Source organism: Halotalea alkalilenta DSM 17697 (assembly GCF_000621205.1).
Lineage (GTDB): Bacteria > Pseudomonadota > Gammaproteobacteria > Pseudomonadales > Halomonadaceae > Halotalea > Halotalea alkalilenta.
Window position 1 is genome coordinate 1 of record NZ_JHYY01000047.1, and the last position, 12,282, is coordinate 12,282.

The window sequence follows — 12,282 nt, forward strand, 5'->3', positions numbered from 1 at the left end:
CGCGCCGCCACGAGATCGCGAAACCCTGGCCGATCAATCGCTTGCCCTCGGGTCGGCGCGCATGGACGTCCCTGTCCGGGCGCGCCTTTTGCGACATCCATGTCGCAAACCCCGGGGCAAGCGATTGCCGGCCAGCGCGCTCTCGGAGGCGGCTGGAAACCATCGTGGCATCTTCAAATACTTTGTCAGCAGTCTGAGCCCGCCGCCCCGAGAGGGGCGGCGGGCTTCTTTCGTTTCAGGCCTCGCGTTTCAAGCCTCGCCGAGCGTGGCGGGATGTATCTTTCCTAGGACGGCTGGGATTCATCGCCCGCCACGGAGTCGGCGGCGTAGGCGCCGCGTCTGCCGAGCGGTTTGGCGGGGCCTACCGTGCTATCCCGGCTGGTCTGGCGCTCCAGCTCGCAGTTGAGCCCGGCACCGAGCAGCACGATGTAGGCCGAGAGCCAGAACCACATCAGTACCACGATCACCGCGCCGATCGAGCCATAGGTCTCGTTGTAGCTGCCGAAGTTGCTGACGTAGATGGAAAAGCCGACCGACGAGGCGATCCACAGCAGGGTGGCGACGATGGTGCCGGCGGACAGCCACTCCCAGCGCGCCGCTTTGCGGTTCGGCGCGAAGCGGTAGAGCACTGCGATCGCCAGGGTGATCATGCCGAGCAGCAGCAGCCAGCGTACGTAGTAGAGCGCATAGGCGAAGAACCCCGCGAAGGGCAGGAAGCTGAACAGCACCGGCAGGACCGCGACGCAGAACAGGGTGACGATCACCATCAGGATCATCCCCAGGGTGAGGCCCAGGTTGATCAGCGTACGCTTGATGATGCTGCGGTCCTCTTTCTCCCCATAGATGATGTTGAGCCCTTCCATGAAGGTCTTCACGCCCTTCGAGGCGCTGTAGAGCGTCAGCAGCAGGCCGAAGATAGCCGTCAGGCTCATCCCTGTGCCGGCGCTGGCGCTGACCGAGCGAGCCTGGGCGGTGATCATGTTGGCGGCGTCCGCGGGGATGAACTCATCGAGCAGCGCGAACTGCTGCTCGACTTGGGCGGGATCCGAGACCAGCCCCCAGATCGAGATCAGCGCGGCGATCGCGGGAAACAGCCCGAGCAGGCTGTAGAACGCAATCCCCGAGGCGACCAGGCTGGTGTGGTTCTCCTCCGAGGTGTAATAGAGCCGCAGCAGCACCTGCTTCCATCCGGCTCGAGGAATTTCCAGCGGCGACCGGGCGGTCTGGCCGGTATCGGCGAGAGGGCGTCGTGACTTTTCCATGTCTGCATGTGCTCCGGGTCGAAGATCGGCGGCTGTCGACGGCTTTCGATGGCAAGTGTAAACAATGCATCGATCCTCTGCAGGCGAGCTCATGCAAAGGCCCTGCATGTGCAGGGCCTTTGGGGAATGGCTTATTGACCGTTGGGTTCAGCGATTGCCGTTCTGCGCCTGGGAGGAGGGACGGCGGCGACGGCGTTCACCATTGGCGTTGTTGCCGCTGTTGCCGTTGCCTCCATTGCGCTGGTCCGTACCGCTGCGCGCTGACTGCGGCGCGCCACGGCGGCCCTGGCCGCGCGGCTGGCGCGGCGGACGCTCGGGCTCGCGTTCGACCACCACGGTGCTCGGATCGAAGCCTTCCGGCGCGATCACTTCGATCGGTTTGCTGATCAGCCGCTCGATCTGACGCAGCTGGTCTTGCTCATCGGGACTGACCAGCGATACCGCCTGGCCCGATGCGCCGGCCCGGCCGGTGCGGCCGATGCGGTGGACGTAGTCCGCCGGCACGTTGGGCAGTTCGAAGTTGATCACGTTGGGCAGCTGGGAAATATCGATCCCACGGGCTGCCACGTCGGTGGCGACCAGTACCTCTACGGTGCCGGACTTGAATCCGGCAAGCGCATTGGTACGCGCATTCTGGCTCTTGTTACCGTGGATCGCCGCGGCGCTGATGCCGGCCTTCTCGAGCCGCTGGGTGACGCGGTTGGCCATGTGCTTGGTCGCGGTGAAGACCAGTACCTGCTTCCATTCGTGCTGCTTGATCAGATGGATCAACAGCGCCGACTTGGCCGGCTTAGGCACCTTGTAGACCGCTTGGGAGACGCTCTCGGCGGCGGCGTTGCGCGGTGCCACCTCGATGGTCACCGGATCCTTGAGGATGCTCTGGGTCAGCGTCCGTATCTCCTTGGAGAAGGTCGCCGAGAACAGCAGGTTCTGACGCTTGGCGGGCAGCAGCGCAAGCACGCGCTTGATGTCGCGCAGGAAGCCCATGTCGAGCATCCGGTCCGCTTCGTCGAGCACCAGGGTCTCTACCTGGTCGAGGCGCACCGCGCGCTGGCCGACCAGGTCGAGCAGCCTGCCGGGGCAGGCGACCAGTATGTCGACGCCATCGCGCAGGCGTTCGATCTGCGGATTGATCTTGACCCCACCAAAGACCACCTCGCTCTTCAGCCGGGGATTGAGATACTGGCCATACTGCTCGACCGATGCATGGACCTGTGCGGCGAGTTCGCGGGTCGGGGCGAGAATCAGCGCCCGTACCGGGCGATTGCGGGTGTAGGCCCGCGCGGAAAGACGCTGGAGGATCGGCAGGGTGAAGCCAGCGGTCTTGCCCGTGCCGGTCTGGGCGGCGGCGAGTACGTCGCGTCCCTCCAGGCAGGCGGGAATCGCCTTGGCCTGGATCGGCGACGGTTCGGTGTAGCCCGCGTCATCGACGGCGCGCTGCAGCTCAGGGGTAAGGCCGAGAGAAGAGAAAGACATCAAAGAGAATGAACCTCGAATCGCCCCCGCGCGTCCCGCGCGAAGGTATTGGAAAGATTTTGCCTGCGGCGTTGGCGGGACGATTCCCCAGCATTTCGAAGTGACGTCGCCCCGAGGGCGAGTGAGTAAGAGGGAATGCCGTGCCGCGGTCGACCCCAGGGCGAGGACATTGGTCCCCCCGGCTGGCCGAAGCGATTCAGTTTAACACAGTCGTGCAATGGACGCGGCGGTGCCGGCATGGAAGGCTAATGTGGAGCATCGATCAGCATCAGTTTCCTACTGCGGCACGTCTCGCTAGAGGACGATAGTTCATGAACATCGTGATACCCGACGACTATGCGTCTCTGGTGAAAGGGCTGGATGCCTTTGCCCTGCTCGAAGGGCACCAAGTGACGCTCTATCATGACGCGGTCGATGATCGCGACGTACTCGCCGAACGTTTCGCCGAGGCCGATGCCCTGGTGCTGATCCGCGAGCGCACTCGGATCGATGACGCACTGCTGGCCCGGCTGCCTCGGCTCAAGTTGATCAGCCAGACCGGCAAGGTCGCGGCGCACCTCGACCTCGAGGCCTGTACGCGTCACGGGGTGGCGGTGGTCGAGGGGCGGGGGTCGCCGATTGCCCCGGCGGAGCTCGCTTGGGCGCTGCTGATCAATGCGCGGCGTCGGTTGGTCGATGCGGTCGTGGCGATGCGCCAGGGGCAGTGGCAGGTCGACATGGGCGAACGGCTGGCCGGTAGCCGGCTCGGTATCTGGGGCTACGGCAAGATCGGCAGCCGGCTTGCGCGTTACGCCCGCGCCTTCGAGATGGATGTCTGGATATGGGGCAGCGAGGCATCGCGTGCGCGTGCCGAGGCCGATGGCCTCGAGGTGGCACCGTCGCGCGAGGCGCTGTTCGCCGAATCGGATGTGGTCAGCCTCAACCTGCGTTTGGTAGCGGCGACCCGCCACCTGGTCACCTTCGAGGATCTTGAGCGGATGAAGCCGAGCGCGCTGCTGCTCAACGTCAGCCGTGCCGAGCTGATCGAGCCCGGGGCGCTGCTCGCCGCGCTCGATGCCGGTCGCCCTGGCAGTGCGGCGCTCGACGTGTTCGAACGGGAGCCGATCCTCGACCCAGACCACCCTTGGCTGCGCCACCCCCGGGTACTCTGCACGCCGCACCTTGGCTACGTCGAACGCCAGAGCTACGAGCTCTACTTCGGCGATGCCTTCACCCATCTGAACGACTTCTTCGCCGGACGCGAGGTCGTGCTCGCAGACCCCCGGGTGATGATCGCGCGCTGAGGGTTGAGATTCAGCGCACGCGCCCGGTGGGTTAGAGTAGGGGCCAGCGAGGGCCGCACGTGCGGTTCGAACGCTAGTCGAAGGAGCGAGTGGGTGATCAGGGTTCAGCGCAAGGAAGGCTTCAATCTACGCATCACGCGGGTGCTGCGCGAGGCGTCGGGACATTCGCTGGATCTTTACCTGTTCGTCCCCGGTGAACTGGGACTCACCACCCACTTGGTCTCCGAAGATACCTTCTATCACAACGCGATCCACACCAAGCGCACCTACTACAGCACCGCCTACCAGCTGCCGCTGGTGCACAGCCGGCTCGCCGGTCGCGGCCGTATGCCCGCCGAGCGCTACCGGCTGAGCCTCAGCCTTTACGCCTATCAGTACGCGACGGCGTTGGAGCAGTCGACCCGCGACCTGCTCGACGGCGGCGGGAGCGACGATGACCAGCGATCGGGTCCGGGGCTCACTCGGATCGACGCCCACTTGGAGCTGGTCGAGAGCATCCTGCGCCGACTGCGGCGCAACGCCCCGGACGAAGGACGGCTGACCAAGTACTTCGTCAACATCGACAACTACCTCTCCTGGTTCACCGAGCAGCAGATGCTGGCGCTGCTCAGCGAGCTCCCCCGTGACGGTGACTATCCGGAGATCGAGCGCCGGCTGCTGGCGCTCTGCGAGCGCGAAACCGCCTATCGGCTCGAAAAGCGCTACAACTCCGAGCGGGCGATGGCGAGCCCGACGAGGATGTCGAACAAGATGCGCCTGCTGCGCCGGTTGATCGAGTTTCCGGTGACGCTCAAGGACCGGCCCAAGGAGCTCGGTGGCGGCGAGCAGCGCGCGGTCAAGGCGCTGGTCACCGGGCTCGTGATGATGGTGATCTCGATCTTGATCCTCGAGATGCGCCATATTTTCGGCGACGTCACCTTCTGGTTCTTCATCGCCCTGGCGGTGCTCTACGCGATGCGCGAGGTGTTCAAGGAGGATCTGCGCAACACCCTGTGGCGCTGGGTGCGCAAGGGGCGGCCGAAGTGGCGGCGTCGCTATCGCGACCCGGAGAGCGGCCAGGTCGTCGGTAGCCAGCGCGAGTGGTTCGACTACAAGCGACCGGCCCGGCTGAGCGAAGAGATCCGAAACGCCCGGCGCTCGAGCGTCAGCCAGCGTGAGGAGGTGGTGCTGCACTATCGCAGCCGCTCGCGGATGCTGCCGACCCGCTTCCTCAGCGGCTACGAGCAGACCCGTGAAACCCTGATGCTGGATCTCGGCGTGCTGACCAAGCTGATGGAGCCCGGCAACCACCACGTCTACGTACTGAAAGATGGCGAGGTCAGCCGCCAGGCGGTGGAGAAGCGCTACCAGTTCAACCTCATCGCGCGTAGCGTGCAGGGCGACCAGGAGGCGGTGATCCAACGCTGGAAGATCGTGCTCAACCGCTCGAAGATCATCGACGTGGAGGAAGTGACCGTCGAGGAGCGAAAATCAGCCAGCGAGGGCCCGCCGGAGCCACGTCGGCATTCGAGCACGGATGACAAGACCGGTGATGACCAACAATAAAAGGCCCGAAGCGTCGATGACTGCCCAATCCCCACCTCGCCACTACAAGCCGCTGGTGCTCTCGATCATCAGCGCGACCTTCCTCTGTTACTTGTGCGTTGGCATGTCGCTCGTGGTGCTGCCGCTGTATGTCAGCCAGGTGCTTGGCCAGGGCGCGGTGATGGTCGGCATCGTGATCAGCCTGCAGTTCGTCGCCACGCTCTGCGCCCGCCCTTTGGCCGGCCGTGTCGCTGATCGGGTCGGTGCCAAGCAGAGCGTAGTGGCCGGGCTCGTCGGCTGCGCGCTGAGCGGTATGCTGGTGTGGCTCTCGATGCTGCTGGTGGGCCATGCGGCCAGTATCGTACTGCTGCTGATCGGTCGTGTGGTACTGGGCTTCTCGCAGGGACTCATCGGCACCGGCACGCTGAGCTGGACCATCGGTATCGCGGGATCACGGCGAATGGGCAAAGTGATCTCATGGAACGGCATCGCCGCCTATGGATCGATGGCGGTCGGCGCGCCGCTCGGCATGTCGCTGGTCGGACTGTTCGGCTACTGGAGCCTGGGTGTGGCGACCACGCTCGCGACTGGGCTCGGCGCACTGTTCGTCTGCCGGCTCAAGGCCGCGCCGCTGGTGCCGGGCAAGCGGCTCTCCTTCCTGAGCGTGTTCGCCCGCATCGCGCCCTACGGCCTGGCGCTTGGGTTGAGCAACATAGGCTTCGGTGTGATCGCCACCTTCATCACGCTCTACTACGCGAGCCAAGGATGGGAACACGCGGCATGGGGGCTGACTGCCTTCAGCCTGGCCTTCGTCGCCGCCCGGCTGCTGCTGGCGGGGGTGATCGAGCGCTTCGGCGGCTATCGGATAGCGATGGCCTGCTGCGCCACCGAGGGGCTGGGCATGGTGCTTCTCTGGCTCGCGCCTTCCGCCGGCTGGGCGCTGTGCGGTGCGTTGATCGCCGGCTTCGGCATCTCGCTGATCTATCCCGCGCTCGGCGTGGTCGCGGTCAAGAACGTGCCGGAGAGCAACCGCTCCGCAGCGCTCGGTGCCTACTCGCTATGTCTCGATCTCTCCGTCGGCCTTACCGGGCCGCTGGCCGGGGCGGTGGCGGGTGGGTTCGGCTATGCGATCATCTATGGGCTCGCAGCGCTCGCCGCCTACCTCGCCGTAGCGCTGGTGCTGGTGCTGTTCCGGCGCAGTCTGGCACGAGCGGCCGAGGTCGAGCGGCAGGCCGGGCGAGCCGACGGTTAGCGCGAATCGACGTTCATTCCCCCCGGTGGAGCGCGTATGCTGGCTCTGACGAGTACCAAGGAGACGGATCGATGTCGCTGCTGAAACGCACCGCCCGTGCGACGCTCGCTCCCTGCGTGCGCCTCTATGATCGCTTGAGAAGGCCCAGCCCCATGCAACGCACCCCCGAACGCCAAGCCGAAGTGGATCTCGCCACCCAGCGGCTCGTGCTCTATCACTTCCAGACTTGCCCGTTCTGTGTGCGGGTCCGTCACAAGATCGCCGAACTCGGCCTCGACATCGAGATGCGCGACACCCTGCTCGACCCGCACAACCGCCAGGCGCTGGCCGAGGGGGGAGGCAAAACGCAGGTGCCATGCCTTTTGATCACCGACGAGCAAGGCAATCAGGAGTGGCTCTACGAGTCCGCCGACATCAATCGCTACCTGGTGTCGCGTTTCGGCTGAGCCGATCCATGACCAATTCGTGCGGCCGAGCGTTCGATTCACGACTACGCTCGAAGAGTGCCGGGATCAGCGGCCAATAGAGCGCCTGCGATTACCGGTCGCTCGCCAACCATGGATTGGAGGTATACGCGATGACCAGTTCCAAGACCGATAAGCTCAAGGGTACTGCGGATAAGGCGGCCGGCAAGGTCAAGGAAGCCGCCGGCAAAGCGAGCGGTAACCGCGAGCTGGAAGCCAAAGGCAAGACCCAGCAGGTGAAGGGCGAGGCGAAGAAAGGCAAGGGCAAGCTCAAAGAAGCGCTCGATCCTCACCATAGATAGCACCTGGACAGGCACCGAGAGGCGACGGGCGCGAATGCGCCCGTCGCTTTTTTCGTTATGGACTGGTGTCGAAGGGCTTGAGTCAGCGGTTCAAGCGCTTTTCGACAGCGTGCCCTGTGCGATGAGACAAGGGGTCAATCTTTCCAGCGCCTGCTGGGCCAGCGCCGGGTCGATCGCGAAGCAGATCCGCATATAGCCTTCACCGCCGTCACCGAAGGCGCTGCCGGGGGCGATGCCTACCTTGGCTTGCTCGAGGATATGCCGCGCGATCTCGAAGCTTTCCCCGCTCACGCCGTCGAGACGGAAGAACAGATAGAAAGTGCCCTGGGGCGCGAACACCGAGACATGGGGCAAGCGGGAGAGACCCTCGACCAGCACCTGGCGGGAGGCGCGACAGCGCTCGACCTGATAGCGAATGAAATCGTCGCCCTGCTCGAGTGCGGCGACGCAGGCATGCTGGATGAAGGTCGGGATGCTGGTGGTGTTGTACTGCCCCAGGTTCGACAAGAGCGCTCCCAGGCCCTCGGGTACGATCGCCCAGCCGGCGCGCCATCCGGTCATGCACCAGTTCTTCGAAAACGTATTGGTGACGATCAGCCGGTCGTCGGCGGCGCAAATTTCGAGAAACGATGGCGCCACCCCCGCGTCATCGTAGACGAAGTGGGCGTAGACCTCGTCGGCGATGATCCACAGCCTGCGCTCGCGGCAGAAATCGCGCAGTTGGATCATCTCCTCGCGCGACATCTTCCACCCGGTCGGGTTGGAAGGGGAGTTGATGAAGATCGCCCGGGTGCGCGGCGTGACCGCGCCGAAGAGCGCATCGAGCGGCAGGTTCATGCCGCCAGCGGCGTCGAACTCATAGCCCACCGTGACGTTGACCCCGCCGAGGATGCGGATCGCCTCCAGCGAGTTGGGCCACGCGGGCGTCGGGGTGATCACCTCGTCGCCGGGCTCGAGGATCATCTGCAGGCTGAGCATCAGCGCGTTCATCCCGCCGACGGTGATGCAAAAGCGCGACGGGTCGACCGCGACGTTCCAATGGCGCTGGTGGTAGCGGGCGAGCGCTTCCCGCAGCTGCGGTAGCCCTTGCGAGTAGGTATAGCGTGTTTCCCCATCCTTCAGCGCGCGCTCGGCGGCCTGGTTGATGAAGCCCGGTGTCGGCAGGTCGCCCTCGCCGATCCACAGCTTGATCACTTCGGGGTCGTTGCGGGCAAGGTCCGCGATCCTGGCGATCTGGTTCTCGGGCATTTCGGCGACGCGGCTGGACAGGCCGTAGCTTTCGTAGGCGCTGGACATCTCGATATCTCTTGTTCTGCGGTGGCACGAAGGATTGGAGTGAGCGTCGTCCCGAAGGCCTGGGGCGGCGAGAGGCGATGCGTCGTTGCACGCCTTCATCATGCCACGCGGCTCGCGCCTGGTCTCGCGCCGACCGCCGCCGGCGCGATCCATGGATGCAATCTACGAAGCTCTGGCGAGCCTGGATGACGCCGGGGATGTGCGAGTCGATCGTCCTTAATGATAGTGGTTGCCATTTGCGCGGCTTGAATGGATCATCGCCAGTCCGCCACCGGCGGGATGTGACCAGGCGACCAACTTCATTCCCACCTGCCAACGATGAGCACGTGAACCCGAAAGCGGATCACTCAGCCCTGCTGGAGGTTTTCGCCCGCGAGCGCAAGCGCTTGCTCGGTGTGCTCAGGCGCATCGTCGGCAGCACCGCGACCGCCGAAGAGGTCGCTCACGACGCCTTCCTGCGCCTTTGGGAGCGCCAGCGGCAGGGAAGCGTGCCCGAGGGTGACTGCACCGGGTTGCTCTATCGTACCGCGCGTAACCTGGCCCTCGACCGCCTGCGCGGGCTGCGGGTGCGGGAGCGTTACGTCCAGGTCCTGGCGAGCGAAGAGGACGAGGAGGAGAGCCCTTCCAGTGAACGATTGGTAGCCGCGCGCGAGCAGTTGGAGTCGCTGATGTCGGTGTTGGGCCGCGAGCCTGCGCGTACCCGGCAGATCTTCCTGCTCAATCGGGTCGATCAGTTGAGCTACGCCCAGATCGCCGAGCGGTTGGGCCTTTCGGTGAGCCTGGTGGAGAAGGAAATGATGCGGGCGCTCAAGGTGTGCCGACGCTGGCGGGAGAGCCAGTGAGGCACCAGGCGCAGGTAGTGGATGAACCCTAGTGAATGAGGGGAAGCGCAGTCTCGCGCGTATAACAAGGGTAGGGGTGGATCGAGCAACCGTGATTTGCGCATAGGCGGGTGAATGAACGATAGCGATAACGACAACGATCGCGACGTCGAACAGACGGCGCTGCTCGACCGGGCGCTCGAATGGCTGGTGGCGACCAGGGATCCCGACGCCGATCCCGCCCGGCGCGCAGCGCTGCAGGAGTGGCTGGCCGCGGCGCCGGAGCATCGGCGGGCCTGGCGTCAGGCCGAGGAGATCTCTGCACTCGGTGATCGAGCGGCGCTGCTGCTGGCGGTGCAGGAGCGCAGCGGCGGTCGTGCCGAAACCGTCTCCATCGCTTCGGGCGGACGTAGCCGAGGTCGCGCCCCGGCGCTTCGCCGCTGGCGGCCGGCGCTTGCGATCGCCGCTTGCCTGCCGCTGGTACTGGCGGTGCTTTTGCTGGTCTGGCACGACCCAGGTTGGACGACCCGCGCGTTCGCCGATCACGCCGTGGCTGCGGGACCGGGACGCGAGGTGACGCTCGTCGATGGCTCTAGCCTGTTTCTCGACGGCGACAGCGCGCTCGATGTCGATTTCTCCGCCAGCGACCGGCGCATCGAGCTTCGTCGCGGGCGCGTATGGCTCGACGTCGTCCGCGATGGCCGCCCTTTCCTGGTCGAGGCCAACGGTGTCGAAGTCGCTGTGCTGGGCACCCGCTTCGCCGTCGAGCGCAATGCGCAAAGCGTGGACGTTTCGGTCGAGCAGGGCAGGGTGGGGGTGAGCGCGCCGGGCGGTGAGCGCGTCGTGCTCGAAGCCGGGCAGCGGGTCGAAGTCGATGCGGGGCGGCTGGGTAGCGTCACCGGCTTCGAGCCCGCCGTGGGGCTGGCCTGGCGACGCGGCCTGATGATCTTCGATCGTGCCGATATCGACACGGTCGCACGCGAACTCGAACGAACCAGACCGGGGCGGGTGCTGGTGTTCGATCGGGATCGGCTCGAACAGCGGCGCTTTTCCGCCACCTTCGCGCGCACCGAGCCCTCCGCCGTGCTGCAGGCATTGCCCAGTGCGCTTGGGGTGAATGTATTCACTCTGCCGGATGGCAGCGTGGTGTTGAGCGAGCGAGCCCCGGGCGAGGGAAATTGACATGATCGTACAACAAGCAGAGGAACCAGGAATGAGCGATATGAACCAAGGCGTCGATACAGCGCCCGAGCGCGTGGAGCAGAGCAGGGCGATGGCATTGAAGCTCGCCACCCGAGAGCTGCACGAACAGATCGACGCCAGGATGATGGCGGCCAAATTGTTCGATGATCGCGAGCGCTATGGGCGCTTTCTGCGGCTCCAGCACGCCTTCCACTGGCTGACCGAAGCGCTCTATCGCGATGCCGAACTCAACCGCTGGCTACCCGGGCTCGCCGAGCGCGAGCGCTTCAGCGCGGTGGACCAGGACTGCCGCGATCTCGGCGTCGTCGTGCCGGCCCCACCCGCCGCCAAGCTGGCACCGCCTATGGATGCCTCCGAGCGTGCTCGCGCGCTCGGATGGCTGTACGTCAACGAAGGTTCCAATCTCGGCGCCGCCTTTCTCTACAAGTACGCAGCCAGCCTCGGCCTCGACGGCGAGTTCGGCGCTCGTCACCTGGCCCCGCATCCCGAAGGCCGTGGACTGCACTGGCGGCAGTTCGCCGCGCAGATCGACGCGGCACCGATCGAGCCCGAGCACGAGGAGGCTGTGATCCTCGGCGCCCGCGAGGCCTTCGAAACGGTGCTGAAGCTGGGAGAAACGTTGCGCGACGATGCCTGAGCCGGCGCATGCGCAAAAGCCCCACGACCTGAACGTTGTGGGGCTCTTCCATCGATCGAGTGGGTGAACCGCCCGACGGAGCGGGCATTTGCGAGGAGAGGGAAATGAGCGGGAAAGCCAATCAACGGGCGCTTCGCTGTGCTGCGCTGGTACTGCTGGCTGGCTGTGCGTCGCCGAACGCGGTCACCTGGCAGCAGGACGAAGCCTGCCGTCATTACGAGCCCCAGGCAGGGGCCACCTTCGATGTACTCACCTGTCCGTTGCCCGAATATCCTTACGCCGAGGTGGTGCAGGTGTCGCCCCGCGACGGCGGCATGCTGTTCTACCCCGACCTGGCAGTGGTCCTGATCCTCGAACTGCAAGCCGATGGCAGTGTGGAAGTGCTCGGCACCAGCGCCAGCGAACATGTGAGCCATGAATTTCTCACCCGCGTGACCAACGACGTCAAGCGTTGGCGGACCAATCACCGAAGCGAGCCCCAGCGTGTCGAGCAAGCGATCGTCTTCACCGCCCGGCAGCGTCCCTGAACCAGGCGTATTCGCGTACGGTGAGACGATGGGCGGGATCCCGTACCGTTCGTGCCCCTCGGTGCGCTTCTTGCTAGAGATGCTCGGAGGAACGAGCCATCGCCGCTCGATCCCTCGACTGGCGCCCTTCACTGCCGAGTCGGTACCCGGCCTTAGCGCGTATCGGCGCCGCTCGGGACGAACGGGTTGGAAATTGGCGCGAAGGCCCGGCATCCAGGCCGCTCGTGGTGAGCCG

Annotated in this window: 12 protein-coding genes; 9 read left to right on the forward strand and 3 right to left on the reverse strand. The window is 65.2% G+C overall.

Annotation, left to right across the window (positions count from 1 at the left end):
- Positions 1-284 precede the first annotated feature (284 nt).
- A complete protein-coding gene (locus tag Q376_RS0109055) occupies positions 285-1,262 on the reverse strand; it encodes a YihY/virulence factor BrkB family protein (protein ID WP_027350049.1) in 978 nt (325 codons plus the stop codon).
- Between the two features lie 147 nt (positions 1,263-1,409).
- Positions 1,410-2,738: a DEAD/DEAH box helicase gene (locus Q376_RS22000; protein ID WP_043447071.1), complete on the reverse strand. Its 1,329-nt coding sequence runs from the start codon at positions 2,736-2,738 to the stop codon at positions 1,410-1,412.
- Positions 2,739-3,049: 311 nt separating this feature from the next.
- Between Q376_RS22000 and Q376_RS22005 the strand changes: the two genes are divergently transcribed.
- The 5 genes from Q376_RS22005 (at position 3,050) to Q376_RS0109085 (ending at position 7,563) form a co-directional block, all read left to right on the forward strand.
- Positions 3,050-4,021 (forward strand): D-2-hydroxyacid dehydrogenase family protein, encoded by a 972-nt coding sequence (locus tag Q376_RS22005; protein ID WP_043447074.1) that lies wholly within the window; start codon positions 3,050-3,052, stop codon positions 4,019-4,021.
- Between the two features lie 93 nt (positions 4,022-4,114).
- Positions 4,115-5,566: a hypothetical protein gene (locus Q376_RS22010; protein WP_245598930.1), complete on the forward strand. Its 1,452-nt coding sequence runs from the start codon at positions 4,115-4,117 to the stop codon at positions 5,564-5,566.
- Between the two features lie 16 nt (positions 5,567-5,582).
- Positions 5,583-6,797 carry an MFS transporter gene (locus Q376_RS0109075; protein WP_211266635.1) on the forward strand — a complete coding sequence of 405 codons (1,215 nt, stop codon included), beginning with the start codon at positions 5,583-5,585 and terminating at the stop codon, positions 6,795-6,797.
- A 71-nt stretch (positions 6,798-6,868) separates the two neighbouring features.
- Positions 6,869-7,243, forward strand: a complete 375-nt coding sequence (locus Q376_RS0109080) for a glutaredoxin family protein (RefSeq protein ID WP_027350051.1) — start codon at positions 6,869-6,871, stop codon at positions 7,241-7,243.
- Positions 7,244-7,374: 131 nt separating this feature from the next.
- On the forward strand, positions 7,375-7,563 hold the full coding sequence (locus Q376_RS0109085; protein WP_027350052.1) for a CsbD family protein: 189 nt from the start codon (positions 7,375-7,377) through the stop codon (positions 7,561-7,563).
- Between the two features lie 90 nt (positions 7,564-7,653).
- Here the strand turns inward: Q376_RS0109085 and Q376_RS0109090 are convergent, their stop codons facing one another.
- Positions 7,654-8,859, reverse strand: coding sequence for a pyridoxal phosphate-dependent aminotransferase (locus Q376_RS0109090; protein WP_027350053.1), 1,206 nt, complete (start codon positions 8,857-8,859; stop codon positions 7,654-7,656).
- Between the two features lie 326 nt (positions 8,860-9,185).
- Here Q376_RS0109090 and Q376_RS0109095 point away from each other — a divergent pair, with 326 nt between their 5' ends.
- From Q376_RS0109095 to Q376_RS0109110, 4 genes are all read left to right on the forward strand, one after another.
- Positions 9,186-9,701, forward strand: a complete 516-nt coding sequence (locus tag Q376_RS0109095) for an RNA polymerase sigma factor (protein ID WP_027350054.1) — start codon at positions 9,186-9,188, stop codon at positions 9,699-9,701.
- A gap of 114 nt (positions 9,702-9,815) precedes the next feature.
- Positions 9,816-10,862, forward strand: a complete 1,047-nt coding sequence (locus Q376_RS22015) for a FecR family protein (RefSeq protein ID WP_052365101.1) — start codon at positions 9,816-9,818, stop codon at positions 10,860-10,862.
- 31 nt (positions 10,863-10,893) lie between these two features.
- A complete protein-coding gene (locus tag Q376_RS0109105; protein WP_211266636.1) occupies positions 10,894-11,520 on the forward strand; it encodes a biliverdin-producing heme oxygenase in 627 nt (208 codons plus the stop codon).
- Between the two features lie 104 nt (positions 11,521-11,624).
- Positions 11,625-12,047, forward strand: a complete 423-nt coding sequence (locus Q376_RS0109110) for a hypothetical protein (RefSeq protein ID WP_027350056.1) — start codon at positions 11,625-11,627, stop codon at positions 12,045-12,047.
- Positions 12,048-12,282: the final 235 nt, after the last annotated feature.

Excerpts from the sequence above, each read along its gene's own strand:
- Q376_RS0109055 (WP_027350049.1), bottom strand. The coding sequence starts at position 1,262 with ATGGAAAAGTCACGACGCCCTCTCGCCGATACCGGCCAGACCGCCCGG.
- Q376_RS22000 (WP_043447071.1), bottom strand. The coding sequence starts at position 2,738 with ATGTCTTTCTCTTCTCTCGGCCTTACCCCTGAGCTGCAGCGCGCCGTC.
- Q376_RS22005 (WP_043447074.1), top strand. The coding sequence starts at position 3,050 with ATGAACATCGTGATACCCGACGACTATGCGTCTCTGGTGAAAGGGCTG.
- Q376_RS0109075 (WP_211266635.1), top strand. The coding sequence starts at position 5,583 with ATGACTGCCCAATCCCCACCTCGCCACTACAAGCCGCTGGTGCTCTCG.
- Q376_RS0109080 (WP_027350051.1), top strand. The coding sequence starts at position 6,869 with ATGTCGCTGCTGAAACGCACCGCCCGTGCGACGCTCGCTCCCTGCGTG.
- Q376_RS0109085 (WP_027350052.1), top strand. The coding sequence starts at position 7,375 with ATGACCAGTTCCAAGACCGATAAGCTCAAGGGTACTGCGGATAAGGCG.
- Q376_RS0109090 (WP_027350053.1), bottom strand. The coding sequence starts at position 8,859 with ATGTCCAGCGCCTACGAAAGCTACGGCCTGTCCAGCCGCGTCGCCGAA.
- Q376_RS22015 (WP_052365101.1), top strand. The coding sequence starts at position 9,816 with ATGAACGATAGCGATAACGACAACGATCGCGACGTCGAACAGACGGCG.
- Q376_RS0109105 (WP_211266636.1), top strand. The coding sequence starts at position 10,894 with ATGAGCGATATGAACCAAGGCGTCGATACAGCGCCCGAGCGCGTGGAG.
- Q376_RS0109110 (WP_027350056.1), top strand. The coding sequence starts at position 11,625 with ATGAGCGGGAAAGCCAATCAACGGGCGCTTCGCTGTGCTGCGCTGGTA.